The sequence below is a fragment of the Halodesulfovibrio aestuarii DSM 17919 = ATCC 29578 genome (assembly GCF_000384815.1).
Taxonomy (GTDB): domain Bacteria; phylum Desulfobacterota; class Desulfovibrionia; order Desulfovibrionales; family Desulfovibrionaceae; genus Halodesulfovibrio; species Halodesulfovibrio aestuarii.
The window spans coordinates 15,183-40,754 of sequence record NZ_ARQF01000016.1; the positions used below are offsets into that span (position 1 = coordinate 15,183).

23 protein-coding genes are annotated in these 25,572 nt (G+C 46.9%); 10 read left to right on the forward strand and 13 right to left on the reverse strand.

Annotated elements, in window-relative coordinates; translation table 11 throughout:
* The first annotated feature begins 102 nt into the window (after nt 1-102).
* The 4 genes from F461_RS19135 (at nt 103) to gad (ending at nt 3,167) form a co-directional block, all read left to right on the forward strand.
* Complete coding sequence (locus tag F461_RS19135) at nt 103-249, forward strand: hypothetical protein (protein WP_019999397.1); 147 nt, start codon at nt 103-105, stop codon at nt 247-249.
* Nucleotides 250-647: 398 nt separating this feature from the next.
* Entirely contained in the window at nt 648-821 is a 174-nt protein-coding gene (locus tag F461_RS19140; protein ID WP_155881374.1) for a hypothetical protein, read from the forward strand.
* A 206-nt stretch (nt 822-1,027) separates the two neighbouring features.
* The gene (locus F461_RS0101535) at nt 1,028-1,615 is read left to right on the forward strand and encodes a DJ-1/PfpI family protein (protein ID WP_019999398.1); all 588 of its coding nucleotides are present in this window, start codon (nt 1,028-1,030) and stop codon (nt 1,613-1,615) included.
* A gap of 151 nt (nt 1,616-1,766) precedes the next feature.
* A complete protein-coding gene (gene gad / locus F461_RS0101540) occupies nt 1,767-3,167 on the forward strand; it encodes a glutamate decarboxylase (RefSeq protein ID WP_019999399.1) in 1,401 nt (466 codons plus the stop codon).
* 203 nt (nt 3,168-3,370) lie between these two features.
* On the opposite strand, the gene F461_RS0101545 is transcribed toward gad, so the two are convergent.
* The 4 genes from F461_RS0101545 to F461_RS0101560 form a co-directional block, all read right to left on the reverse strand.
* Entirely contained in the window at nt 3,371-5,095 is a 1,725-nt protein-coding gene (locus F461_RS0101545; RefSeq protein WP_019999400.1) for an aldehyde ferredoxin oxidoreductase family protein, read from the reverse strand.
* Nucleotides 5,096-5,254: 159 nt separating this feature from the next.
* Complete coding sequence (locus F461_RS0101550; protein ID WP_019999401.1) at nt 5,255-5,905, reverse strand: response regulator; 651 nt, start codon at nt 5,903-5,905, stop codon at nt 5,255-5,257.
* Nucleotides 5,898-7,232 (reverse strand): PAS domain-containing sensor histidine kinase, encoded by a 1,335-nt coding sequence (locus F461_RS0101555; protein WP_019999402.1) that lies wholly within the window; start codon nt 7,230-7,232, stop codon nt 5,898-5,900. Before F461_RS0101555 ends, F461_RS0101550 begins: the two co-directional genes overlap by 8 nt.
* Before the next feature lie 366 nt (nt 7,233-7,598).
* Nucleotides 7,599-8,084 (reverse strand): DUF1269 domain-containing protein, encoded by a 486-nt coding sequence (locus F461_RS0101560; protein WP_019999403.1) that lies wholly within the window; start codon nt 8,082-8,084, stop codon nt 7,599-7,601.
* Between the two features lie 326 nt (nt 8,085-8,410).
* Here F461_RS0101560 and F461_RS0101565 point away from each other — a divergent pair, with 326 nt between their 5' ends.
* From F461_RS0101565 to F461_RS0101575, 3 genes are all read left to right on the forward strand, one after another.
* Nucleotides 8,411-8,815 carry a VOC family protein gene (locus F461_RS0101565; protein WP_019999404.1) on the forward strand — a complete coding sequence of 135 codons (405 nt, stop codon included), beginning with the start codon at nt 8,411-8,413 and terminating at the stop codon, nt 8,813-8,815.
* Between the two features lie 76 nt (nt 8,816-8,891).
* Nucleotides 8,892-9,257: a MerR family transcriptional regulator gene (locus tag F461_RS19565; RefSeq protein ID WP_219855484.1), complete on the forward strand. Its 366-nt coding sequence runs from the start codon at nt 8,892-8,894 to the stop codon at nt 9,255-9,257.
* A 64-nt stretch (nt 9,258-9,321) separates the two neighbouring features.
* Entirely contained in the window at nt 9,322-9,711 is a 390-nt protein-coding gene (locus F461_RS0101575; protein ID WP_019999406.1) for a carboxymuconolactone decarboxylase family protein, read from the forward strand.
* A gap of 149 nt (nt 9,712-9,860) precedes the next feature.
* Here F461_RS0101575 and F461_RS0101580 read toward each other — a convergent pair whose 3' ends face one another.
* The 8 genes from F461_RS0101580 to F461_RS0101615 form a co-directional block, all read right to left on the reverse strand.
* Nucleotides 9,861-10,532 carry a potassium channel family protein gene (locus tag F461_RS0101580; RefSeq protein WP_019999407.1) on the reverse strand — a complete coding sequence of 224 codons (672 nt, stop codon included), beginning with the start codon at nt 10,530-10,532 and terminating at the stop codon, nt 9,861-9,863.
* Nucleotides 10,529-11,992: a TrkH family potassium uptake protein gene (locus tag F461_RS0101585; protein WP_019999408.1), complete on the reverse strand. Its 1,464-nt coding sequence runs from the start codon at nt 11,990-11,992 to the stop codon at nt 10,529-10,531. The genes F461_RS0101580 and F461_RS0101585 overlap by 4 nt, the downstream gene beginning before the upstream one ends.
* A gap of 420 nt (nt 11,993-12,412) precedes the next feature.
* Entirely contained in the window at nt 12,413-13,948 is a 1,536-nt protein-coding gene (locus F461_RS0101590; protein WP_019999409.1) for an ABC transporter ATP-binding protein, read from the reverse strand.
* A 2-nt stretch (nt 13,949-13,950) separates the two neighbouring features.
* Nucleotides 13,951-14,871 (reverse strand): ABC transporter permease, encoded by a 921-nt coding sequence (locus F461_RS0101595; protein WP_019999410.1) that lies wholly within the window; start codon nt 14,869-14,871, stop codon nt 13,951-13,953.
* A 2-nt stretch (nt 14,872-14,873) separates the two neighbouring features.
* Nucleotides 14,874-15,935 (reverse strand): ABC transporter permease, encoded by a 1,062-nt coding sequence (locus F461_RS0101600; protein ID WP_019999411.1) that lies wholly within the window; start codon nt 15,933-15,935, stop codon nt 14,874-14,876.
* Nucleotides 15,936-15,965: 30 nt separating this feature from the next.
* Nucleotides 15,966-17,036, reverse strand: coding sequence for a BMP family ABC transporter substrate-binding protein (locus tag F461_RS0101605; protein WP_019999412.1), 1,071 nt, complete (start codon nt 17,034-17,036; stop codon nt 15,966-15,968).
* Nucleotides 17,037-17,110: 74 nt separating this feature from the next.
* Nucleotides 17,111-17,602, reverse strand: a complete 492-nt coding sequence (gpt, locus tag F461_RS0101610; protein WP_019999413.1) for a xanthine phosphoribosyltransferase — start codon at nt 17,600-17,602, stop codon at nt 17,111-17,113.
* A 115-nt stretch (nt 17,603-17,717) separates the two neighbouring features.
* Nucleotides 17,718-18,893 carry a THUMP domain-containing class I SAM-dependent RNA methyltransferase gene (locus F461_RS0101615; RefSeq protein WP_019999414.1) on the reverse strand — a complete coding sequence of 392 codons (1,176 nt, stop codon included), beginning with the start codon at nt 18,891-18,893 and terminating at the stop codon, nt 17,718-17,720.
* A gap of 691 nt (nt 18,894-19,584) precedes the next feature.
* On the opposite strand from F461_RS0101615, the gene F461_RS16775 reads away from it, so the two are divergent.
* Nucleotides 19,585-20,823, forward strand: coding sequence for a glycosyltransferase (locus F461_RS16775; protein ID WP_019999415.1), 1,239 nt, complete (start codon nt 19,585-19,587; stop codon nt 20,821-20,823).
* A gap of 64 nt (nt 20,824-20,887) precedes the next feature.
* Here the strand turns inward: F461_RS16775 and F461_RS0101625 are convergent, their stop codons facing one another.
* The gene (locus tag F461_RS0101625) at nt 20,888-21,478 is read right to left on the reverse strand and encodes a TrmH family RNA methyltransferase (protein ID WP_019999416.1); all 591 of its coding nucleotides are present in this window, start codon (nt 21,476-21,478) and stop codon (nt 20,888-20,890) included.
* A gap of 676 nt (nt 21,479-22,154) precedes the next feature.
* Here F461_RS0101625 and F461_RS0101635 point away from each other — a divergent pair.
* A complete protein-coding gene (locus tag F461_RS0101635) occupies nt 22,155-23,612 on the forward strand; it encodes a sodium:proton antiporter (RefSeq protein WP_051089185.1) in 1,458 nt (485 codons plus the stop codon).
* Nucleotides 23,613-23,965: 353 nt separating this feature from the next.
* Nucleotides 23,966-25,411 carry a sodium:proton antiporter gene (locus tag F461_RS0101645; RefSeq protein WP_019999419.1) on the forward strand — a complete coding sequence of 482 codons (1,446 nt, stop codon included), beginning with the start codon at nt 23,966-23,968 and terminating at the stop codon, nt 25,409-25,411.
* Nucleotides 25,412-25,572 lie beyond the last annotated feature (161 nt).

Below are 25,572 nucleotides of genomic sequence, written 5' to 3' on the forward strand. Positions count from 1 at the left end.
AACTGTCTTATACTGCTATTATGGCATGATAGAATCTTACTGCAACGCAGTCACAGCGCTCTGCTTTGACTCTTTGTCAACCGAACCGTCAAGGAGAGAAACATGCTTCGGAATATCGGTTTATTGACTGTATGCATCATACTGCTTGCGGTATTAGATTGGTTTGGCATCATCAACTTCTGGCAGCCAGTACAAGTCATAGCCTCCTTCCTAGTAAATCTGGTACAGAAATTACTGGAATTAGGATAACGATCAGCATATCCCCTAGGCATGTTCCCAGCAGTTTTGCATAGGCCCGTCTCCCCATATGCCTTTTCCGCCCTTATTCTCTCAAATTTACTACTGTATAGATTCGGCAACAATTCCCGAAACTTCCCGTCACCAGACGGATATTACAGATTCACAGACAGCAAAAATACTCAAACTAAGCTCTCTCCCTCTGCTACAATGATGTGAACACACTTAGCAGCAGTGCAGTCACGGCCTTAAAACCGGCACGTTAGACACGCGCTGCCAAGGAGAGACACACATGCTTCGAAAAATCATATTACGGGCTAGCTGCGTCATGCTGCTTGCCTTAGCATTGGGGTGCACGGCTGCTGTTTCCGGCGGCTACAACTACTCTCCATATTACCGAAATGCTCCATATGGCTGGCGCAACAATTACTATCATCACAATTACTATCATCATAATTACTATCGACCTAGATATCATCATAACCATTACAACCGGTACAATCGACACCATTACAACCACCCTCACTTTCATCGCAGATGAATATCCAACTGGTCTAATAAGCTATTACAGATTGATTATATAACAGTAATGGCGCGGACATATGCAGCAGTATATTTCACCTGCGCGCAACCGACGGTTGCGATAGCAGTAAAGCCCTCTGTATACCCAGTTACACAGAGGGCTTTCTTTTTTGCAGCCACGCCGCATCATGTCTTATAAATAATTGTTATTTCATATATTCTTAGTACGAGATACCATTGGAAAAGCATTTATATCAGGAGACTAAAAATGCCAGCAAAACGAATTCTTATGATCGTTGGAGATTTTGTAGAAGATTATGAAGTGATGGTGCCCTATCAGATGCTGCTACTTGCGGGACATTCTGTAGACACGGTTTCTCCGGATAAAAACGCAGGTGAATTCATTGCCACTGCAATTCATGATTTCGAAGGACACCAGACCTACACAGAAAAGCGCGGACATAATTTCCTTTTGAATACAAGTTTTGAAACTATTGACGTTGACGACTACGACGGGCTTATCCTTCCCGGTGGTCGTGCTCCGGAATTCCTGCGTCTTGATACCCGTGTACTGACAATTGTCCGGACAATGCATGAAGCGAAAAAACCAATTGGCGCCATCTGTCACGGCCCACAGATTCTTGTGGCTGCCAAAGTCCTCAAAGGCGTTGCCTGTTGCCCGTATCCAGCAGTTAATCCAGAGATTTTACAATCGGGCGGCACACTGGAATTATTCAACGATACGTATTCAAACGCCTGTGTCAGCGGACACATTGTCACTGCTCCTGCGTGGCCTGCACATCCGGCATTCATCAAGGCTTTCCTTGACCTGCTAGGAACAACAATTGAACCATAACCAGGCCTGCCTCCAAGATATAAACTGCACCGTTGCCCACGCAATTGTGCAGTTTTTTTTGTAGCTTCAGTCCAACTTATACTTTTCTCTCTGTGTAACTATTTTATTGTATTCATTACCCAAATAGAATCAAAAACGTAGAGAGGAACATATGCCCCTTCATAATCACAAAGTTATTATTGATGACCTCTTCACCACTGAAGCTATGGCAAAACCCTTGAACGTGCATCGGATATCCCGCAAAGAGCGCAATGCGGAAGCTGTGTACCAGATGATTCACGACGAGCTTCTCCTTGACGGCAATTCACGTCAGAACATGGCGACATTCTGTTCTACTTGGCTTGAACGGGAAGTTCATGAACTTATGGAAGAATGTATCGACAAAAACATGATCGACAAAGATGAATATCCGCAGACGGCAGAAATTGAGTCCCGCTGCGTGTCAATGCTCTCTACCCTTTGGAATGCCAAAGAATGTACGAACCATGCTGCAACGGATTGTCCGCCCGCAATCGGCTGCTCCACTACAGGCTCAAGCGAAGCTGCCATGCTTGGAGGTATGGCGCTTAAATGGAATTGGAAGGCACGCCGGATAGCCGCCGGAAAGCCGTACGACAAACCCAACCTTGTCTGCGGCCCTGTTCAGGTATGCTGGCACAAGTTTGCCCGCTACTGGGAAATTGAACTGCGTGAACTGCCCATGGAAAAAGGCAAATACATGTCCTCTCCGAAAGACGTAATCGCCCACTGTGATGAAAACACCATCGGGGTCGTACAGACCCTCGGCACTACCTTCACAGGGCACTATGAACCTGTTGCGGATGTTCACGCCGCCCTCGACAAGCTTCAACAAGAAACAGGGCTCGACATACCTATGCACGTTGATGCTGCAAGCGGCGGTTTTGTTGCTCCGTTCATGCATCCCGAAATCAAATGGGATTTCCGGCTCCCCCGCGTCAAGTCGATCAACGCGTCAGGTCACAAATACGGGCTTGCACCTCTCGGCTGCGGCTGGGTGATATGGGCAACAGAAAAAGATCTTCCGGAAGATCTTATTTTCCGCGTCAACTATCTTGGCGGACAAATGCCAACCTTCGCTCTTAACTTCTCACGTCCCGGTGGCGAGGTTGTCGCGCAATACTACAACTTCCTCCGCCTCGGATACGAGGGCTACATAAAAGTACAGGAAGCCGCCTTTGCTGCCGCACGATATTTTGCAGCCGGACTCGAACAATTCAACTTATTCGAGTTCATCAACAACAGTTCCAAAGGACTTCCGCTCATCTGCTGGAAACTTAAAGATGACGCAACTCCACCTTTCAGCCTCTACCAGCTCTCAGACGGGTTGCGCGAACGCGGCTGGCTTATACCAACCTACACCCTGCCGCCAAACTGCGAAGAGATCGTCGTGCAACGCATTGTTGTCCGGCACGGCACCAGCGTGGATATGCTCAGCCTGCTGCTCAAAGATTTCAAAGAGGTCATAGCTGAACTGACGGAAAACCCTCCGCTTAATCCGGACAAAAAGCGCACGTCGTTCAACCATTCGTAGTTCACAACTGTTTTACTTTTATTGCATCCGGCGGCCTAAGCCCCTTTCCGGGAGACAGTTTCTCAGGAAACGCCAAAGGCTTTTATATGCAAGTCAGACTCGTTGACTACGCAGGCTCATGTCTTATGCCTCATTAGCTTTCCACAAAAAAACGCCGGAGTTTCCTCCGGCGTTTTGTACTTGTAATGTGTATCAGGCTGTTGCTAAACTTTAGCGCCCTGAAGTTCTTTTGCAGTGAAGTCCCATTTCACGTTATGTGGCGGGAGAGCTTCTTCTGTGAACCAGCGTGGAAGCTGATCGTCTTTTTCGGTAAATCCTGCGCGACGGTTAAAGTCAAGCTCGTCCTGAAGTGCACCGATACCGAGATTTACTACGTCATCAACGCTGTATTCGGAACCGAGAAGACCGGAAACGAGTTTCGCCATGCAAGGAACACCGCGTTCGTCATCGAGAACAGCAAACGCTACGAAGAGGCAGAGGCCAAGGGAGTCAACAGCTGCGGTTGCAATCTGAAGGTTCTTGGAAACTTCAACGTTACCTTCTTTGCTGTGACCATCAATGTCGCCACCACATTTCAGAACGTTCTGACATACAGCATAACCAGCGGTATGGTCAGCACCCATTGGAGTCGTTGCGTAGGTAACACCGACACCTTTTACTGCACGCGGGTCATATGCCGGCATAGACTGGTTTTTAACAGTCGGGATACGGTCAACGCCGAATGCTGCTGCGGTAAAGCCTGCACCGTTACCAAGAATACGACCTACAGGATCGCCGGTACCGACTTTTCTGAGGTATTCAAGAGCGGCAGGGCCGTCGCCCCATGCGATAAGGCCGCCTTCCATTGCCATTGCAAGGGAGCTGGCCATTTCGATGGTGTCCATACCGATTTCATCACAGGTACGGTCCATAGTGGCGATGAGATCAAGGTCATCAATGAGAAGATGTGCGCCGAATCCCCAGATGGTTTCATATTCAAAACCAGTGGTAAGCATTTTACCGTTCTTGTCGTTGTACACCTGTGAGCACTGGATGATACAACCTGTGTGACAACCGTGGGAAACTTTACCTTCACGTTTAGTAATGGTTTCAGCCAGAGTTTCACCGGAAATTTTGCCAGCATTCTCAAAACGACCGGTACGGAAGTTTTTAGTTGGCAACGCGCCTGCTTCGTTAACAATGTTAACGAGGATTGCGGTACCGAATGCCGGAAGCCCTTCGCTGGTTACAGGGTGACTGCGAAGGATGTCTGTCCACTCTTTACGGGCAGCTTTAAAGCCTTCTTCGTCGCCCATAACAGCTTTACCCTTAACTTCTGGATCAAGGATGATGGATTTTACTTTCTTGGAACCAAGAACAGCACCCATACCACCACGACCTGCAGAACGGGTAGGAAGACCTTCAGGGTCGGAGAACTGAATGGTTGCAGCCTGCATGCAATGTTCGCCCGCAGGACCACAAAGACAGGTGACCGCTTTTTTACCGAACTCTTCCTGCAATTTTTCCTGTGCAGGGTAGTTATGCATCCCAACAATTTCTTTAGCAGGAGAGAACTTTACTTCGTCTTTAGAAATAAAAATATTGGAAAAGTCAGAACCGTCTTCAGGCTTGTCTTCAAGGATAATTGCCTGAAGATCCATTTTGCCCATCTGGTTGGCAAACTGGCCACCGGAGTTACTTTCTTTAATACCACCGGTAAGTGGAGATTTAGCGCCTACGGAAACACGGCCAGAGTTAGCAGCATTTGTGCAGGCAAGAACACCGGATGCAAAAACAAGTTTGTTTTCAGCAGAAAGTGCATGACAATCAGCAGGCACTTCTTTGTTTACAACGCGGGAAGTAAGAGCGCGACCACCAAGGCCTGCATATTCACCAAGCTCTTCAAAAGCGTATTCCTGAGTTCGAGTATTAATTCTAAGAATTCTCATCACTTAACTCCTTGTATTGCTCCGGTTTTTCACCGACTAATAAATCCTGATAGGATTATATAAATAAGTCTAATTCTAGAATCACTCAATCAGGGAAAAGTGGAAAAACGGTAAGGTTTTTCCCCAACGCACTTATTTTATTAAACATTGTTTGAGCACTTAAACAGTCGTCAATCCACAACGTATTGCGTACTTTGTCAGCTCTGCCACACTGGTATATTTGGTTTTTTGCATGATCTGTCTGCGATGCGTTTCAACTGTTTTAACACTGATACAGAGCTGCTCCGCCACTTCCTTGGTACTGTTACCTTCAGCAATTAATTTAAGCACTTCTCTCTCCCTTGTAGAAAGAGGAACCTCCTCTTCCTGAGGATTACGCAATGTTCCTATATAATCCATCACGACAGAATCTCTAAGAGGCTGGCTTAAACAGATTTCACCCTTCATCGCAGAACGCACAGCATGTGCTAACTCGTCAAAACAACAATCTTTCAGCAGAAAGCCGTAGGCGTTTGTCTTTAAAATTTCCCGTACAAACTGTGTATCTTTATGCATCGACAACGCAATAATGCGCGTATCAGGGAATTCCTGAGTGATTTTCTGCGCAGCAGTAATTCCGTTCATCCCCGGCATACTGATATCAGAAATAACTACATCAGGACGCAGCTTGGCTACCAGTTCCACCAACTCTGTACCGCTGGCGGCTTTCCCGACGACTTCGATGTCTTTTTCGTCTTTAACCAACGAGCAAAGACCTTCTAAAAAAACCTTGTGGTCATCTGCAATGACAACACGGATGGTCTTATTCATTGTATCTTCCTGTTGCTGCACTCATTTCCACATCGAGTGCGGGTGCAGATTGTTTGAAAGGAATAAAGATAAGGACATTACCGCCAACACTGTCGGATGTGAAGGCAACATCCCCTCCGAGATGACGGATAGATTCCTGAATGGTAAGCAGCCCGAACCCTTTTCGGAATCCCGAACCGGCAGTGCTCTCCGGAAATCCTTTGCCATTGTCATGAATCGTAATCGCGATGCCGTCAGTACGACTGTCGAATGTAATTGTGCAAACAGAAGCCCCCGAATGCTTGACCACGTTGGCCATAAGTTCTCTGACAACGCGGAACATCATAATTTTGAAATCACTGCCCCAGATACTGCACTGCATGTTGTCTTCTACCACAAACTCAATATCATGTTCTCTGGCGTATTTTTCACCAAGCCATTCCACAGCAGCAACAAGCCCCAGTGCATACAATGTCGGCGGACTCAATTCCCATACAAGAGTCCGTGTCAGTTCAATACCGCTTCCGAGTTGTTCCATGCTGGCATCAAGCAGTTTCAGTTCGTCTCCATCCTTCAAATAACGGCGTAACAGATTCAGCCGCATCTTAACGATTGCCAGAATCTGCCCGAGACTGTCGTGCAGTTCCACAGCAATTTTACGACGCTGCTGTTCTTCCGATAACGCAAGGCGTGTAGAGAGAACACGAACGGCTTCGCGATTGCGCTTTTCTTCTGTAATCTCACGCGCAACCCACACAATTTTTCTAGATCCGCAACCATGCTGAGGCAGCGCAAGAGCACGACCTTCCAACCAGTGTTCCTCGCCGGCATGTTTTACACTATATTCAAAAACTTGCAGACTGTTGTGCTCAAGACTTTTCAACAGGAAGCGACTTATCGTGTCCGACACCTTTTGATCAAATAACTCTGACAGTTGTTTGCCGACAGGTTCGCTTTTGTGACAATACTCAAGTAAATTTTTTCTTGATGTAATGACATTCTGACACACAAAAAACTCATCAAAAATATAATATATATTTTGCGAAGCATTAAAAATAGACTGCATCAATGTTTCATTACGTTGCAGAACATGCACTTGCATTTTTGTATCTGCCAATTCAACGAGTAAGGTTCTGTCGTGTTGCGCAATTTTTGTTTTTTCTCTGCGATACAAAACAAACACAAGGCTCAGGAGCACGGCAGGTACACCGCACAGCAAAAGCAGCAGATTCTGATTACTCAGTTCAATAGCAAACAAGTACACGGCTGTTGCAACGGACAAACAGAGTACTATACCGGCTACACAAAAAGTTTCTATAAATACGCTATGTTTTACAGTACGTGTCAATTCGGTATTCCCCCTGTAACTGTGGTCTTCATGCCATGCAAGGATGCGTACGGGCGCATACCATGATGACACAAGAAAGAATTATACTGTTATCAGTTCATACCGCGAATCAGGAACAAAAAAAAGAGCAGACATCCGCGCACACGGTTGCCTGCTCTTTTTAGCTTATCCAAAAACAAGGAGGTATTATCAATTAACACAGTATCCTTGTTACAATAATTTTCAATTATATCTATTTAAAGCTGGCAAGCGGCAATACAGCCATGTCTTTTGCCGCGTATCTAACCACTTCACAACACTTGCTGAAATAAACAACACCACAGTCAAGAGTGCATAAGATATCGTCATAATCCAACTCCATTCCGTCTATGTATCACCAATTACCTTGCGCAGTCTTTCTTCATCTTCATGAGAAAGAGATGTCTGCATCAAGTGCCCGCCGCTCCCTTTCAACCGTTCAAGAACGCGCTCAGAAGTCATCTTTGAACAGAGCACAAATAAGGCAGAAGTTCCTTTAGTCAGTTTTTCTGCAAGTTCTTTCATAAAATTGTCATTAATACCCACATCGCTCATGGCTCCGGCAGCAGCCCCCGCACTGGCACCAGCCACAAGACCGAGAAGCGGATGAAGAAACAGCAGGCCGATAAAAACACCCCAGAAGCCACCGCCGACGGCACCAGCGGCAGTCAAAGCGTGCATCTGCCGTAATTTAACTTTGCCATCCTGCTTATGAATGGCAATTACTGCATCTTCTATCTCAACAAGATATTCACCAGCCATCTTTAACAGTTCTGCGCGAACTTCTGAGGCCCGCTGCTCGGTATCATATGCAATTACCACTAGATCAGCCATTCTGAACCTCCACATCTATTTTGATCAATGCATTCAGAATACCGTGAGCACTATGTACTGGTTATGATAAGTAACAAGAACCGGGAAAACGCATGCCATATTCTGCTCCCCCTCCGACCAATCATCTGTCTTTTTGATTTTTTTCCATACACAACACGCCGCAGCCATTGCATCTTTACGCCATGTTATAACTTAACGTTTTTTCCCAATTCGCACTCGCCCTCTTTTCTTGCTTATTGTATTAGGATAACAATAGAAACAGGTAATACCCCGAAGCATATGTCATTCCACACAACAAACAGCTTGATTTTCTCGGGAGAAAAATGATGAAGTTAGGTTATGTCACTCTGTATGTAGATAATATCCCAGAAATAATTACTTTTTACGAAAAAGTGCTCGATCTCACACTCCGGTTCAAGCATGAAAGCGGTATGTACGCAGAAATGGAAACAGGCAACACCGTTCTTGCATTTGCCCATCATGAGCTTGCAACGCAACTTGTTCCCCAAGGCTACCAAAAAGCGCATCCTGATAACGAGGCACTCGGAATGCAACTCGGTTTTGAGGTTGAAAATGTAACTGAAACTTACCAAAAAGCTCTTACAAACGGTGCCAGCACTATCGCTCTACCAGAAGTAAAGCCATGGAACTTTGAATCAGCCATGGTAAAAGACCCCAGCGGGCATCTTGTTGAATTTTGCCGGCCTGTACATACAGTAAACCCTTCATAGATCTATTCTCAAACAAAAAAGCCCATACAACCAGATTGTTGTATGGGCTTTCTCTATGGTAACATGCATTATGAACATGAAAAGTTTTTCTCAAGCGACCAATTTATCCGCTCACACCATCCGGTATTATGAAAAAATCGGTTTACTTAAAAATATCGAACGTAATAGCAGCGAACACAGGATCTTTTCAAAACACGATCTAGTGTGGATGGAATTCATTACGCGCTTAAAAGACACAGGTATGCCTTTAAAACAGATCCTTATCTACGCAGAACTGCGAGACCAGGGGGAACATACCGCAACGCAACGCATGGAACTGCTGAAAGAGCATGCACACGCCCTTGAAGAGCGCCTTGCACAAGAGGCACAGCACCTGTCCAAGCTCAAAGAAAAGATCGCTTACTACGACGATATGATTAATTCAAACAATCGCTTGACTTAGAGTTAACTCTAACTTGTAGGCTCGGTGCTTGAAACATTCAACACACCTACAAAAGGAGAGTTACATGGACAGTCAACGCTTTACGACAGGGCTAGAAAAACTTCATGAAATTGACGGCGAAGCAGGAAAAATGGTTATCGAAAGCCTGCAATCAATAGCACCTGATCTTGCCAAATATACCATTGAATTTCCCTTCGGCGATATCTACCAACGCCCCGGACTGGATCTGCAAAAACGGGAACTCATAACCGTTGCAGCTCTGGCAGCACTCGGCCATTGCCAGCCGCAGCTGGCAGTACACACGCACGGCGCACTTAACGTCGGCTGCAAACCAGAAGAAATCGTAGAAACCATCATTCAGATGGCTGTCTATGCCGGTTTTCCCGCAGCACTCAATGCCATGTTTACTGTAAAAGCAGTCTTCAGCGAACGCGGACTCATTGAGTCAGAATAGCACTGAAAAATACATCACGGCCTGTCCTGATTGCTAATTAAAAATTTGCTATTCAGAATTCAGCTGATGCGGCTGTCTAAAAAAACATGAAAAGGATGGGGAGACTACCTCCCCATCCTTTTTCATATTGTAACTAAAAAAAATGATGCCTACTCCGAAGGATTCTCCTTTTGCAGCTTTGGCTGCCAACGCTTTTCCAATTCATTCAAGCTCTTGCTGTGTGTCAAAATCACAATCTCGTCGCCAGCGCGTAATGCCGTATCTTCATTTGCATGGGCAAACTTCCCTTCACGATAATAACAAACGACGCGGGCATCCACAGGCAGTTTCAACTTGTTAACGACGACGGCGTCTTCTTCCTCAGCAATAAACATGAAAAAACGGGCCTCATCTTTGAGAACCGTGGACAACTCTACGTTTTTACTGCCGCCGACCATATCCACCAGATAACGACTTATGGTTCGGGACGGGATAATTGTGTCCGTCAACCCTAACTCATGGCAGATGCCTGCGAACTGCTTATCCCGAATGCTCGTTACAATTCGTTTGAACCCCAGAGAACGGCCGACGAGGCTGGCAATAACGTTGGATTGGTCACTATCGGTCAAACAGAACAGTATGTCGGTATGTTCCGGATTCACCTCGCGCAGAATATCGGGCCGGCTGCCATCACCTAAAAGAAAGCTGCAATCCATATCGTCAGACAATTCGTCAATCTTTGTTTTGTCATTCTCGACGATGATGACTTCGTGACTCTTTTCAACGAGTGCCTTTGCGGTTTCAATACTGACTTGCCCTGCTCCAATAAACACTGTTCTCATTTTCCCTCCATTCTTCTACCAATCCACGTTCCAGGATACAGCATCACAATCCACGCTACAATTTCAAGTCGTCCCATCAACATGTCAGCGCACAGAACACATTTAAGAAGATCGGGTAATTCTGTACTTGTCAGCCCAACGGAAAGCCCTACTGTTCCAGTCGCGGAAGTCACCTCAAACAAGGAGTCGAGAGGGTCGTATCCCATTACTACAAACAATAGCCAGGACAGCGCAATAATGAATATGAACAGCACAATAACCAGCAGCGCCATACGGATCTCATCGTCCTGCAATCGGCGACCAGCAATCCGAGGCTCAAAAACGGCATGTTTCGGCAGGCTTGTTCGAATGATGAGCAACCGAAACACATTTACCGCGATCAGCAGCCGCAACAGTTTGAATCCGCCTGAGGTAGATCCTGCACCGCCGCCGGCAATCATCGAGAAAATCAGAATCAGCTTCGATCCCGCGTCAAGCTGCTCACATGGCATCGAGGAAAACCCCGCAGTACTCTGTGCGGAAAAAGCGAACAGGGGCGCGTGCTGGAATACCTGAGACCAATCCATGCCAATGTTCAGCCGCATGGAGATACCCACCATTAGCGAAACTACAAAGGAAGCTATGATAACGAGCTTAAACTGCAAAATATCCAGTGCTACGTGTCGCTTCTTTTTCAACATTCGGTAATAGACTGCCAAAGGAATCGCTCCTGCAAGGCAGAGCAGAGTAATCCACACCTGTGCAAACCGGTTCAACATTGCGAGGCTGCCATCATTCGGGGCAAAGCCTCCGGTTGAGAGCGCCGCGAAAGAATACAGCACAGCATCAAAAAAACTGATGCCAACCATCATAGATCCGATGATCCCCAGAACGGTTAATCCGCTATAGACCTTCAGAACCCGTCGTGCGTGGGCCCGTGTGCCACCAACCAGATCTTCAGTATCGGCCTCTGTAACAGCCAACCCCTTCGCCACCAGCCCCGGTTGCATAACAAGCGCCAAAGAAAGGACTACAATTCCCAGCCCGCCATACCATTGCATCCATGCGCGGGCAAAAAGAAACGTTTTCGGCATTCCGGCGAGCGTAGCCTTCGTACTCAGCCCCGTAGTCGTCATGCCGGAAATGGCTTCAAAGAGGGCATCCAAAAACTCCATCCCCCCGCCCATCATGGGGTAGGACATCACAAACGGTGTGAAAAGAAACATCAGCGCGACCACAACCATGCCTTCATTGGCCTGTATTCCGAATGGAACCCGCAGCCGAACCAGAGACCACCCCAGAACTGCAAGCCCGCCGATCACAATGCCATAGCGCAGGCTGATGGCCGTATCTCCAAAGAACAGCGACACAGACAACGGCACAAGAGACAACATCGCGAGAACAAGGCACAGTTGACCAAAATATTTGAAGACAACTCGGAACCGAACAGCATACTTCAGTTCGGCAGCTTGTTCAGTCATAAATGAATCCTTTATCCTTTGCGCCTATGATCGCAGGCGATAGTATACCCACCCTTTTCGAGTCAGTACGGTAAGGAAACCATTTTACCAAACTGAAGACATCTTATGCAACATGCAATGTCATAAAGACCGTTGCATGCAGGTTCCCTCTTGTACTTTCAAAAAACGGAACCAGACGTAACTCATACATATCAAAACGTATGTAACACTCTCTCCTGTTGCTCAAGATATCCCTTTTTCAGCATTTCCCCCCAGAGCATAAAAAAAGAACAGCCTACATTTTGTAGGCTGTTCTTCATAGGTAATGGATATACTATTTGACAGGGAACATACCCTCGCAGTCGAGAGGGCGTCCCTTTCGCGGGGTGCAGGGGCAGAGCCCCGCCCGCCGGAGGCATAAAAAGTCAAAAAACAAAAAACTTATTTGGGCGTAACACCCGCCATCATGAGCCCGATAGCTTCAACTTTTTTAGAATCCGATTTCGGGAACTGATCAATAATACGACCACGGTACATGACGGCTATACGGTCTGCGAGTTGCAGTGCTTCGTTCAACTCTGATGTTATAAGCAAAATACCTGCGCGCTTACGGACTTCAAGCAGTCGCTGCCAGACTTCTTCTGTTGCTGAAATATCGAGACCCTGTGTCGGGTTTTCTGCAACAATGATATCAGGCTGACGATAGAACTCACGCCCGATAACGAGTTTTTGCAGGTTACCGCCGGAAAGAGACCGTGCGTCCGCATCAATATGCCCGGGCTGTACGTTGAACTGCTCAACAATCTCTACGGTTGTGTCGATTGCCTTGCTACGGTTTAAGAACGGCCCTGTTGAAAACGAATGACGCGTTGTGAGCAGGAAGTTGTCCACCAGATCAACGAATTTACATGTCGCAAGTCCTTGGCGGTCTTCAGGAATATAGGCGAGAGAACGCCCTTTTCTTGGAGGTCGCGGATAGAAATCATGCCATTCCAGCCCAAGGATTGAAACATCACCTGTTATCGGCTTACGGAGACCGCAGACAACTTCTACAAGCTCTTTTTGACCGTTCCCTGCTACACCTGCGATGGCAACAATTTCACCTTTCCTGACAGAAAGCATGATATCTTCAAGCCCGTCACCTTCCAATCCTTGTACGTCCAGAACGGTTGCACCAAGTTCTACAGGCTGCGCATCAAGGGAGAGTTCAACATCACGGCCGACCATGCGGTTTGCAAGCACAGCTTCGTTCGGCACATCCGCTTCTTTGAACTCATCAACAACTTCACCTTTACGGAGAATGGCTATTTCGTCTGCCACTGCCATAACTTCTTTGAGTTTATGAGAGATAAAGACGAGAGATTTACCTTGGTCCGCCATGCGCCACATGGCATCAAAAAGCTGCTCAGTCTCGGTCGGAGTCAGAACGGCTGTCGGTTCATCAAGAATAAGCACGCGACTGTCACGGTACAAAAGCTTAAGAATTTCAACACGCTGCTTTTCACCCATGGAAAGGGTCGAAACAATTGCTGAAGGGTCGATAGGCAGACCGTACTGTTCCGCCAGTTCTGCAACTTCTTTTTCCTGCTCTTTCGGGCTGATGAGGAATGCTTTTTCCTGACCAAGCAACACGTTCTGCGCAACAGTCATGGATTCCACAAGCATAAAATGCTGATAAACCATACCGATACCCGCTTTAATTGCGTCTTTCGGAGAGGTAAAGGTTGTCAGCTTACCGTCTACCAGAATATCACCGGAAGTCTGCTGGAATCTACCGGAAAGAATAGACATGAGGGTGGATTTACCCGCACCGTTCTCGCCCAGCAAAGCTTTAATCATACCGGGACGAATATCGAGAGTAATTTCGTGGTTTGCACGCACCTTACCAAAATGCTTGCTGATTCCATGTAACCGGACAAATGATGCCCGTCCTGCAAATGCACCGCGGTTGGTTCGCTTATTAACGTATTCTGCCACGGCTATTCTCCCGGCTCAATATTCACGCCGAGAGCAGCAGGAGCCTGACGCCCCTTGCCTCGCGCTGAAGAAAAAAGAAGAACGATGATAGTCAGTGCGTATGGAAGCATGAGCAGCAGTGATGAAGGCAATGTTGCTCCTACAGCCTGTAAACGCATCTGGAATGCCATAATTCCGCCAAACAGATACGCACCGAACATTGCACGACCCGGACGCCAGAATGCAAAAATAACTAACGCGACAGCAATCCAACCACGTCCTGCTGTCATGTTGTTTGTCCACAGATGGGTGTAGGCAAGAGACAGGTATGCTCCGCCAAGACCGCAAAGGACACCGCCAAAGAAAATCCCCGCCCAGCGCAGTTTCACAGGATTAAGACCTGCGGCAAAACATGCAGCCGGATTTTCACCGGCCGCGCCGAGAGCAAGCCCCCAGCGGGTTCTGCTCATGAAGAACCAGAACAGGAACGGCAGGAAGTAGGACACATAGACCAATGCATCCTGCTTAAAGAAAATATCGCCCATAACCGGAATGGAAGACAGAAATGGAATATCAAATGGAGCAAACCCCGGTGCAGACATACCTACGTAGGTTGTGCCAAGGAAATCTGCAAGGCCGACACCAAGAATAGTAAGAGCAAGGCCAGATACAACCTGATTACCTTGGAAAACAAGGCAGACAATTGCATGTGCAAGACCGAAAAGACCGGCAAGCACACCTGCGCAGACAAACGCAAGCCACGGGCTGCCTGTGAAGTATGAAACAATGAACGCGAAAAACGCGCCGAAAATCATCATACCTTCCACACCAAGGTTCAGCACACCGGAACGCTCTGTCAGCATCTCTCCAAGAGTTGCGTACAGAATTGGTGTACCGGACTGAATAGTCGCAGCCAGAATAGGAATAATAAGTTCTAAGCCCACGATTATCCTCGCTTGCTTCTCTGGAAAGAATACCAGTTAAAGAACTGTCCAGCCAATACGCTCAACAGAATAAGTCCCTGCATAATACCGGTAAATGACGCCGGCACCTGCAATTCAAGCTGCAAGTTCTCTACACCTACGCGCAGACCTGCCAACAAAATAGAGTATCCGGCAATGGAGGTAATACGCAGACGGGCAAGCCACGCCACAACAATTGCGGTAAAACCGTACCCCACGACGATTGTCGGTTGCAGACGGTTAAGCGTTGCAGACGTTTCAATAAGCCCTGCCCAGCCTGCCAACGCACCGCATAGTCCCATGACCAGCACAACAAGTGCGCTGTACGGCATACGAGCGTAACGGGCGGCACGAGGATTCTCGCCACTGACCATGATTTCGAACCCGAGGCGAGTATGCTTTAAAAATACGGTAAGAGCTAACGCAGCACCCGCACAGACAAGTATGCCCCAATGAATCCGTCCGAATAATTCGCCGATAACGGCTGTATCAGGGAACATGATAGTCATCGGAAAACCGAAGCTCGCAGGATCTTTCCATGCACCGTAGACAAGGTACTGAAGAAACAGGATGCCGATGTAGTTAAACATCAGTGTCGAAATAATTTCGTTAAGTCCCATCTTCTCGCGCAGCAAAGCCGGAATAATTGCCCAAAGCCCGCCAAGCACCGCGGCTGCGATAAACATAAGCGGCATCAGCACCCATACAGGTGCATTCGGCATGCTCAGCACAACCCAGGTTGCACCGATGGCCCCGAGGGCGTACTGCCCTTCCGCGCCAATATTCCAGATCTGCATACGGAAGCAGACTGCAACCCCGAGGGAACAGAGAAAAATAGGGATAGCTTTAAGGACAGTGTCCTCAAGAGCCCATCCGTGAGCAAAGGCTCCGTCCCATAACAGGTACATTGCTTCCAACGGTGGTTTTCCCTGAACAGCCAGCAACAAAGCGCTTACCCCGAGAGAAAAAACCATCGCAACCAGAAAGATAAAAAAGGAGCCCCACTTAAGGGGCTCCTGACGTTTTTCAATAGTAAAACCTAGCATATGCTAAGATACTCCAGATTAGCCCAACGGCTACTGGTTAGAGCCCTCAACGCCTTCAACAAACCAATCCATACCAGCGAGCATTGCGTCAGAAGCGGTTTCGCCTTCTGCAATACGGATAGTACCGGACTGATCTTTGACAGGGCCAGCAAACACCTTGAATGTTCCATTTTTAATTTCTGCTTTACGGGCAGTAACCATAGCACGAACATTCTCAGGAACCATGTCACCGAATGGTGCAAGATCAACTACGCCTTCGGAAAGTCCCCACCAGTAGTTGTCAGCTTTCCATTCGCCCTTTTGAACTTTTTCAATAACTACCGGGTAGAATGCGCTCCAGTTCCATACTACAGAAGTAAGGTGTGCTTTAGGAGCAAACTGGGACATATCAGAGTTGTAGCCAATGGAGTAAATACCGGCTTCCTGAGCAGCTTCCTGAGGGCCTGGGGAATCCTGATGCTGTGCGATAACGTCGGAACCGATGTCGATAAGAGACTTGGCAGCTTCTTTCTCGGTTGCAGGGTCGTACCAAGTTTTAGTCCAGACAACGTGCACTTTTGCTTTAGGGTTCACAGCGCGAACACCGAGAGTAAATGCGTTGATACCACGTTTAACTTCCGGAATAGGGAATGCACCAACGTAACCGATGATGTTGGATTTAGTCATGGAACCAGCTACGAGACCTGCAAGGTAACGAGCCTGATAGATACGACCAAAGTATGCAGACATGTTCGGTGCAGTTTTGTAACCGGAACAATGCATGAAGGTAGTATCAGGAAATTTCTTTGCTACTTTGAGCATTGGGTCCATGTAACCGAAGCTGGTGCCGAAGATTACATCGTACCCTTTACGAGCCATGTTGTTGATAACACGGGTTGCATCAGCACCTTCCGGTACGGATTCAACATAAAACGTTTTTACGCCGTCCATTTTTTCAACAGCCTGACGACCAAGGTCGTGAGCGTAAGAATACCCAGCGTCACCAACTGGAGAAACGTACACGAAGCCAACTTTCAAATCTTTCGCCTGTGCTACAGTTGCGCCAAAGCCAGCGACAACAACCATAGCAGCGAGCATTGCAATACCCACTAATTTACGCATTGTTTCCTCCCATGAAACATCAATCCCGAATATTAAGAGGAGTTGCAGAGCTATTCTGCAACATCCAAATAGAACTACTTCGTATCATTAACCCGCTTAACGAGCGGCTCAACAAACTGACCCTCAGAATCCCAAGGGAATAAAATCCAAGTATCCTGAGAATATTCTCTGATAAATGTATCTACAAGCGGGCGGCCTTCCGGCTTCGCATACAAGGTTGCAAAATATGCTTTTGGCAACATATCACGCACAACTCGTGCGGTTCCGCCGGTATCCACCAGATCATCGATGATCAACCAGCCTTCGCCGTCCCCTTCCGGTTTTTTCAAAACATTCATCTCACCCTGATTCTTCCAGTTATAACTGCTGACACAGATGGTCTCAATCTGGTGAATTTCCATTTCTCGGGCAAGAATAGCAGCAGGAACCAAGCCTCCACGCGTAACGGCGTAAATGCCCTTCCATGTACCTTTTTTAAGTAAGTCCCAAGCCAGCTGTCTGGCATCTCTTTGCAACAACTCCCAAGATACAGGAGTAACTTTTGAATAGCGGTTGGAATCTGACACTGTAGTAATCCAATATGTATTTAAAGTGGAAGTATTACGGTAACAGTTAGAATTTTAGCCTAAAAGAGGCTTGCGTACGCCTCTTTTAGGCTAATCAAAAATATAAGACGAAAAGCTAATCCTGCTTACTTGCCTTTTTGGAACCAGAGTACAGCTGGTATCCAAGCAACTTACATTCAATTTTTGCGCTAAAGAATGTAAGACGCTTAAAGGTGCGTAAGCCAACCTGCTTCGCTAAATCCAAGTTACCGGTAAAAATAAACCCTATGTAGCCCTGACACTTCTTCTTAAAGAAGTCGCCAATAGCCTGATACACGTCACCAAGGTAACGCACATCACCAAGCCGTTCACCATATTCAGGGTTCATTATTACAATGCCGCCGCCTTCAGGAACGTCTGTTTCACGGAAATCGCACACATCAAATTCGATGTAGCGGTCAACACCCGCAGCAACAGCATTCTTTTTTGCAGCTTCAATAGCTTCTGCACTTTTGTCAGTAGCGATAATTCTAAAATCAAGTCCGCCAAGTTCTTCTGCTTCTGCTTCATCAAGAAGCTTGTCCCAGCGAGCCTGATCAAAGTCCGGCAAATGCATAAAACCGTAGTTGTCGCGCATCAGCCCCGGAGCACTGTTAAGACCGATAAGTGCTGCTTCAATGGCAAGTGTACCACTACCGCACATCGGGTTTACAACATTGCTTTTACGATCCCAGCCACTGGCAAGCAAAGACGCTGCACCAAGCGGTTCGGACATTGGAGCCTTCCAGGGAAGTTTGCGGTAACCACGACGGTTAAGAGGTTCGCCGGATGTATCTAAATACAGCTTACAACGGTTCTGAACCCAATGCAGGAACAGGACTGTACCTGTCTGCTCAGGGCCGGAATCCGGTCTGCGACCATGCTTATCACGCATAAAGTCACAAATGCCGTCTTTAACACGAACATTGGCGTAACGGGCATCACGAATGGAATCGTTCTGCACAAAGGAAGATATAGACAGGTAGCCGTCAGGAGCGATTATTTCGTCCCAGTCGATGTATTCGCGAATGTATTTGTACACATCGTCGGCATTGTATGCCCTGAAAGATGCAAGTTGGAACTGAACACGATGCGCAGTGCGCAGATGCAGGTTCAAACGCATACAGCCAGCCATAGTAGTAAATGTTTCTACAGCAGCGGTATGCTCATGCCTAACAGGGAAATTAAGTTGCTTAATTTCTTCAGTCAAAATTGGTGCTGCGCCGCGCGGGCATGTAATCAGCACTTCTGACTTACGGTTGAAAATACTCATGATTCTCCTGCACTCTTCGTGCAGCTACAAATAAAAAATCCGGCAAAATTACACGTTCCGTCCGCATAACATTACCAGATATGAAACAAGACTTACGCCTTGCACCCTTTCAATTTCTCCGCAACAAAACACAGCTGACTTGCGCCAACTTGATTTTTTTTCTACGGAGTGGCTCTTACTCATTGATTTTCCGATTTTTTATAAAAAACCAGTATCAGCTATTAAGATTCACACGGTATATATGACTCCTTAATAAGATGCAAATGCGCGTTTTTTGAGACACATTTTACGTCTCAACATGTATCAAGTTCTCTCAAACTGTATCAAGAGCAGTCACTACTGGTAGTGAGCTATCTTCTTTACATGTAACAAACAAAACGTGCCGGTGCTCCCTTGATGCAGTTGCCAGTTTTACCAGATACGTTTACTAGAGGGAGATGCTCTCTCTGTAATCGGGCACACGCTTCAGCCGCCACCAGACAGATATGTACAGGGACACATTGCCGCATCGCGCTAATAAGCTCATTGCAGCATACACGGTTACTATTTGCTGCGCCTGATTTTTTTTACTGCCGCACGCTTGTGTCCCGTAATTTTATCCTTCTACCCTAGCCTTGCGTACAAATTGTATCATTACATATGGCGACGCCCCGACACGATACACATTCAATAACCCTGCAGAATGCACATTATGACAACAACTACACTTTCCATACTTGTTTCATGCACCAGTTCAAACGAAGCTGCTGCCTTGTCTCTTGCCTCATTCACCAACCTGCCGAAGGATCTTGAATGCGAGATTCTCATTGCGGCAGACAGTAAAGCTGCACCAGATTTATCTGCGCTTATTGATGAAATAGCACCGCTGCTTCCCGCACGTCCCACAGCACTCGAACTTACTGCACCAATCAGCAGAGCACGTGCATTCAATCTTGCTGCGGACAACGCAAACGGCACCTACCTGTTCTTCATGGAAGCCGGAACACAGATAACAGCTGAAACCATTCCGCCGCTGCTCCGACATCTCAAAAGCAATCCATCCGCAGGCATTGCAGCACCGCTGCTCATATGCCCGCAATCCGGCAGAGTACAAAGCTGCGGCACAACATTTACCCCATCTCTGAGCGTCCAGCCGCTCTTTGCTTCGTTTCCGGCAACACATCCTGCTGTTAACAAGCAACGCTCTTTTCAGGCAGTGCCTGCAAACGGCATCCTCCTACGCACAACAACATTCAAAGACGCAAGCCAGTTCGATACAAAGTACAAAACAGGCATGGAGGTGCTCGACCTCTGCTGTGCAGTGCGCAACAACGAACAGACGATTGACCTCATCCCGCAATCCACACTTCTTACGCCGGACACAACCGAGTCCATTCTGGAAGATGATCTCAGTATCGACACAATGCGTTTAAATGACCGCTGCAAAGGTTGTTTTGGGCCGGACAAACACCTTTTTGCCCAAAAAGAGGGCTACCTGTTCTCCGTTTCACCGTGGCTAGAAAGCTACATGACTCTTACACCGGAACGTGAGCAAGAATTAAACGAACAGATGATGCAGTCACCAGACCCGTCGACCTGTCTTGCACTCATCCTCGAAGAACCACTCTGGCAAACAGGCTACGTCCAACTCGCAGCGTATCTGGAATCAACAGGAAAATACGAGGAAGCATGCGGAATCCGTCTGCTGCAAACATTTTTCTTCCCCATGCTGCCGCTGTACCGCAAACTTGCTGCCGTAGCAGAAGCCGCCAATAACGAAAACCTGCTGCAAATGGCAAACGACAAGCTCAAACATATCGACAACCAGCTTGAAGATATCAGCGCGCTTACAAAAAAAGCCGCCGGACTTGCCAACTGGGCACGTAAAGCCAAAGAAACCGAGCTCCAGTCCATATATGAAGGCTGGCTGAAAGATTTAGGACTGCTATAAAAAAAACGCCGATCTGCTAAAAACAGATCGGCGTTTTTTATCAAATAGTTCTTTGATAGCAATTCTAGCGTTCGAGCCAGTCTTCGAGAACTTCATTGTATTCTTCTTCGGTGTAGGTCGGTTGATCATACTTGCCGGAGATCTGGCGCTGACGAGACGCTTCTGAAAGAATTACGGCTGCTGCAACGGAGACGTTGAAGCTCTGGATCATGCCGAACATCGGGATGTACACTTCGCCGTCTGCAACTTCTACGAGTTCCGGGTCGGTACCGCGATGTTCGTTACCCATGATGATTGCTGTAGGCTCGGAAAGGTCGTAGTCACGAAGCGGTTTCGCTTTTGGGGAGCAGCTTGTTGCGAGAACTTTCATTCCCTGTGCGCGCAGAGACTTCATGAGATCATCAGTGTTGTCGTGGCGCTCAGTATCTACCCATTTTCGTGCAGATGCAGAGGACTTGTTACCGAGTTTCGGGAACGGGGTGTCGGTGTAATAGAGGTGAACTTTTGGTACACCAAAAGCATCACAACTACGTAAAATAGCAGAAACGTTATGCGGATCATGTACGTTTGCCATAACCAGAGTCAAATCTTTTTGGCGAAGCTTTAATACTCTTTCAAGCTTAGCTGTTCTTTCAGGCGTTCTTTCTTTTGTCATCTGTGTACCATACTACCCTGTCTGTTGCCGCCGGAGCTACGCCAACAACAGGATTTTTTTGTTATGTTAATGAGACTTATCTGAAAAATGCTGATTTGTGCCATCAGCATAACATATTGCAATAATAATAAAACACGCGCACCAATAGCTAAGGATCCTTCACACAAAAACTTTCAAAATCGCTTGTTGCAAATGATCATATGGGCAACCAAACAGATTTTCTTCCTTGTAAAGTTACGCGGAATGGGTGTACAGACTTTTGCAACTCTTGTCACGCAATGCAACATAACGCTGAAACCGGTTAAATATATTTTTTTGCACGATAGCTTGATTTTCCAACCGTACGAAATTCAAACCAAGCATTAACTAACTCGCTGCAAATTATATTTTTTTACACTGATTCTATTGAAATGTGCATTGTGTCCGAGTAAAAGAATCACTTGTTCTCTAATTTAATCCAAGAAGTTCGTGAATATACCGAATACCAATGCGCCCATATGCAATGGCGAAATGTCAATAGTTGTCTTTATTTATTGAACATTACAAAGGGTATATCTCGCTTTGTATCTTTTGATACACAACTTGTATGAAGGAGTCTTACGCTGTGTTTACCTTTTTGAAATCTAGAACTTTTTCAAGTCTGAGCGTTGCCTTAGCAGGATTGTTGCTACCTGCTATGGCATTTGCATCCGCATCTGCCGGAGGGGCACACCTTGGTGCACCACATCTTGATGGTGCCTCCCTTTCTGCACTGTGGGTAGTTCCATTTGCATGTATGCTACTTTCCATTGCAATTGGACCAATTGCAATGCCACACTTCTGGCACAACAACTTTGGTAAAATTTCTGTATTCTGGGCACTTTGCTTCCTCGTGCCATTCACAATGGCGTACGGATTCTCCCTTGCGCTTTACGAAGCATTACACGCCCTTCTACTTGAATACTTCCCGTTCATCATTCTTTTGCTGACACTGTTTACCGTAGCTGGCGGCGTTCGCCTCAAGGGCAACCTTGTTGGTACCCCTGTAGTGAACACTGCAATTCTGCTCATCGGTACTGCTCTCGCAAGCTGGATGGGTACCACTGGCGCAGCAATGCTCCTTATCCGCCCGCTTCTTCGTGCTAATGCTCACCGTAAATACAGAGTACACACCGTTGTATTCTTCATTTTCCTCGTAGCAAACATCGGTGGTTCCCTTACTCCACTTGGTGACCCACCACTCTTCCTCGGCTTCCTGAAAGGTGTTTCCTTCTTCTGGACCACTACTCACATGCTGCCGCTTATGTTGTTTGCTGGTGCGTTACTTCTTGTTGTCTTCTTCGGTATCGATACCGTACTCTTTGCTAAAGAAGGTAAACCAGTACCACCTACAGATTGTTGCGACGATGAAGAACCAGCAGTTCCCGGTCGTTGTCGTTTCGAGAACGGTCGTCAGATTTACGACTGCGGTCCAGGCCCTAAACTTGCCCTTGATGGTAAAGTTAACCTGCTCCTTCTCATTGGTGTAATCGCAGCTGTACTTCTTTCCGGTATGTGGAATCCACATGTCAGCTTCAACATCTACCATGTTCATGTTGAATTGCAGAACCTTGTTCGTGACATCATTCTTCTTGGCATCACCGGTCTTTCTCTCAAACTTACCGACGACGAATGCCGCCGTCTTAACGACTTCAACTGGTTCCCTATCCTTGAAGTTGGCAAGCTCTTCATCGGTATCTTCATGTCCATGATTCCGGCTATCGCTATCCTGAAAGCTGGCGAGCACGGCGCTCTTGCTTCTGTAATCAACATGGTTACAAGCAACGGCGAACCTGTGAACACCATGTACTTCTGGCTCACCGGTGCACTTTCCTCATTCCTGGACAACGCACCTACCTACCTTGTGTTCTTTAACACTGCTGGTGGTGATGCTGTTCACCTCATGGGCGACATGGCAAGCACTCTTCTTGCTATATCCGCTGGTGCTGTATTCATGGGTGCCAACACCTACATTGGTAACGCACCTAACTTTATGGTTCGTTCCATCGCTGAAGATCAGGGCGTAAAAATGCCTAGCTTCTTCGGCTACATGGCATGGTCCTTCGGTATCCTTATCCCAACCTTCATTCTCATTACTTTTGTCTTCATTGCATAGATAGAAGTTTGAATGACAGTAAAGCCCCCGTGCTCTGCACGGGGGCTTTTTTTTGCTCACATCTCAGCACAATAAGTCTCGCAAATTCTACTACCTGCCAACTCTCCCCCGTCATACTCCAATACCGCTACTCAACCTGAGTTATCACGCTGCACGCAAAAAGCAATTTTAGTTTGACTAACAAATATTTTCTATTTAGCTTGAAAATCAAATATCGTATCACTTTTTATTGGTTTGGAATTTTATTTTACTATCCCAATCAGAATTTATTAATTTCCTTTCAAAAAACATGGTAGCGCCTGCGCTACATATGTTTTGTACGGCATTGGAATTGATAAAAGGAGTTTAAGTTTATGTTGACTCGGCAACCTGTTATACTGTTCGCAAAATTGCTAACAGTATTTGCCACCTTTTTGCTGCCATGTACCGCTTTTGCAGCTTCCGCAGGAGCACCACATCTTGACGGTGCACTTCTCTCCGGCTTATGGGTGCTGCCCTTTGTCTGCATGCTGCTTTCTATTGCAGTACTCCCGTTAGTTGCACCACACTTCTGGCACAAACACTTTGGTAAAGTATCCCTGTTCTGGGCTCTTTGCTTCCTTGTTCCATTCACAATGACATTCGGTCACTCTTTAGCCTTATATGAAACATTACATGCACTCTTATTAGAATACTTCCCGTTTATTATTCTTTTATTGGCACTTTTTACTGTAGCCGGCGGAGTACGCCTTACCGGAACTCTGGTAGGTACTCCAATTGTTAACACACTTATTCTTGTCATCGGCACCATACTTGCCAGCTGGATGGGAACAACCGGTGCAGCTATGCTGCTTATTCGCCCATTACTCCGTGCTAACGCGCACCGTAAATACAAAGTTCACTCCGTTGTTTTCTTCATTTTCCTTGTAGCAAACATTGGCGGTTCTCTTACTCCTCTGGGCGATCCACCGCTTTTCCTCGGTTTCCTGCAGGGTGTTTCCTTCTTCTGGACTACCCAACACCTGCTGCTTCCGATGCTCTTCACAGCGGTTCTTCTTACGGGTGCATACTTCCTCATCGACACCTACCTGTTCGGTAAAGAAGGCCGTCCTGCCCCTGAAGGTCTGGACGCTTCAAACACTGAAAAGCTTGGGTTGGACGGTAAAGTTAACCTCCTTCTCCTTCTTGGTGTAATCGGTGCGGTATTGTTGTCCGGCATTTGGACACCAAATATTGAATTTAACATTTACCATGTGCATGTTGCACTGCAGAACATTGTCCGTGACATACTTCTGCTTGCCATTACCGGTCTTTCCATAAAACTGACCAGTAATGAAAACCGCAGATTAAACGAATTCAGCTGGTTCCCGATCCTCGAAGTCGGCAAGCTGTTTATCGGTATCTTCCTGTCCATGATCCCGGCTATCGCGATTTTAAAAGCCGGCAAAGACGGTGCCCTTGCTCCAATCATTAACATGGTTACTGGTGCAAACGGTGAGCCGGTAGACATCATGTACTTCTGGCTCACAGGTCTCCTGTCATCCTTCCTTGACAACGCACCTACCTACCTCGTGTTCTTCAACACTGCGGGTGGTGATGCAGTACACCTTATGAGTGATATGGCGAGCACATTACTCGCAATCTCAGCCGGTGCTGTATTCATGGGGGCGAACACCTACATCGGTAACGCGCCAAACTTTATGGTTCGTGCAATCGCAGAGGATCAAGGGGTTACAATGCCGAGCTTCTTCGGCTACATGGCATGGTCATTCGGCATTCTTATCCCGACATTCATTCTTGTTACATTTGTATTCTTTTAAACCGACATTCTAAAAAAAAGCCCTCTGCAACGCGCGGAGGGCTTTTTTTACGGTCAACCAAACGACTGCGTGTGTCATTTTTTTAGATTCGTAACACGTTGACGATAAGCTTACGTAAATGGTATCGAAAGACATCACATCACTCACTCATACCATTGGAC

What these genes read in the sequence shown, in the direction of transcription:
- F461_RS0101635 (WP_051089185.1), top strand. Translation starts at nt 22,155, where the DNA reads ATGGCATTTGCATCCGCATCTGCCGGAGGGGCACACCTTGGTGCACCA.
- F461_RS0101575 (WP_019999406.1), top strand. Translation starts at nt 9,322, where the DNA reads ATGGACAGTCAACGCTTTACGACAGGGCTAGAAAAACTTCATGAAATT.
- gad (WP_019999399.1), top strand. Translation starts at nt 1,767, where the DNA reads ATGCCCCTTCATAATCACAAAGTTATTATTGATGACCTCTTCACCACT.
- F461_RS19140 (WP_155881374.1), top strand. Translation starts at nt 648, where the DNA reads ATGGCTGGCGCAACAATTACTATCATCACAATTACTATCATCATAATT.
- F461_RS0101560 (WP_019999403.1), bottom strand. Translation starts at nt 8,084, where the DNA reads ATGGCTGATCTAGTGGTAATTGCATATGATACCGAGCAGCGGGCCTCA.
- F461_RS0101605 (WP_019999412.1), bottom strand. Translation starts at nt 17,036, where the DNA reads ATGCGTAAATTAGTGGGTATTGCAATGCTCGCTGCTATGGTTGTTGTC.
- F461_RS0101615 (WP_019999414.1), bottom strand. Translation starts at nt 18,893, where the DNA reads ATGAGTATTTTCAACCGTAAGTCAGAAGTGCTGATTACATGCCCGCGC.
- F461_RS0101565 (WP_019999404.1), top strand. Translation starts at nt 8,411, where the DNA reads ATGAAGTTAGGTTATGTCACTCTGTATGTAGATAATATCCCAGAAATA.
- F461_RS0101535 (WP_019999398.1), top strand. Translation starts at nt 1,028, where the DNA reads ATGCCAGCAAAACGAATTCTTATGATCGTTGGAGATTTTGTAGAAGAT.
- F461_RS0101585 (WP_019999408.1), bottom strand. Translation starts at nt 11,992, where the DNA reads ATGACTGAACAAGCTGCCGAACTGAAGTATGCTGTTCGGTTCCGAGTT.
- F461_RS19565 (WP_219855484.1), top strand. Translation starts at nt 8,892, where the DNA reads ATGAAAAGTTTTTCTCAAGCGACCAATTTATCCGCTCACACCATCCGG.
- F461_RS0101625 (WP_019999416.1), bottom strand. Translation starts at nt 21,478, where the DNA reads ATGACAAAAGAAAGAACGCCTGAAAGAACAGCTAAGCTTGAAAGAGTA.
- F461_RS0101545 (WP_019999400.1), bottom strand. Translation starts at nt 5,095, where the DNA reads ATGAGAATTCTTAGAATTAATACTCGAACTCAGGAATACGCTTTTGAA.
- F461_RS0101600 (WP_019999411.1), bottom strand. Translation starts at nt 15,935, where the DNA reads ATGCTAGGTTTTACTATTGAAAAACGTCAGGAGCCCCTTAAGTGGGGC.
- F461_RS0101645 (WP_019999419.1), top strand. Translation starts at nt 23,966, where the DNA reads ATGTTGACTCGGCAACCTGTTATACTGTTCGCAAAATTGCTAACAGTA.
- F461_RS0101550 (WP_019999401.1), bottom strand. Translation starts at nt 5,905, where the DNA reads ATGAATAAGACCATCCGTGTTGTCATTGCAGATGACCACAAGGTTTTT.
- F461_RS16775 (WP_019999415.1), top strand. Translation starts at nt 19,585, where the DNA reads ATGACAACAACTACACTTTCCATACTTGTTTCATGCACCAGTTCAAAC.
- F461_RS0101580 (WP_019999407.1), bottom strand. Translation starts at nt 10,532, where the DNA reads ATGAGAACAGTGTTTATTGGAGCAGGGCAAGTCAGTATTGAAACCGCA.
- F461_RS19135 (WP_019999397.1), top strand. Translation starts at nt 103, where the DNA reads ATGCTTCGGAATATCGGTTTATTGACTGTATGCATCATACTGCTTGCG.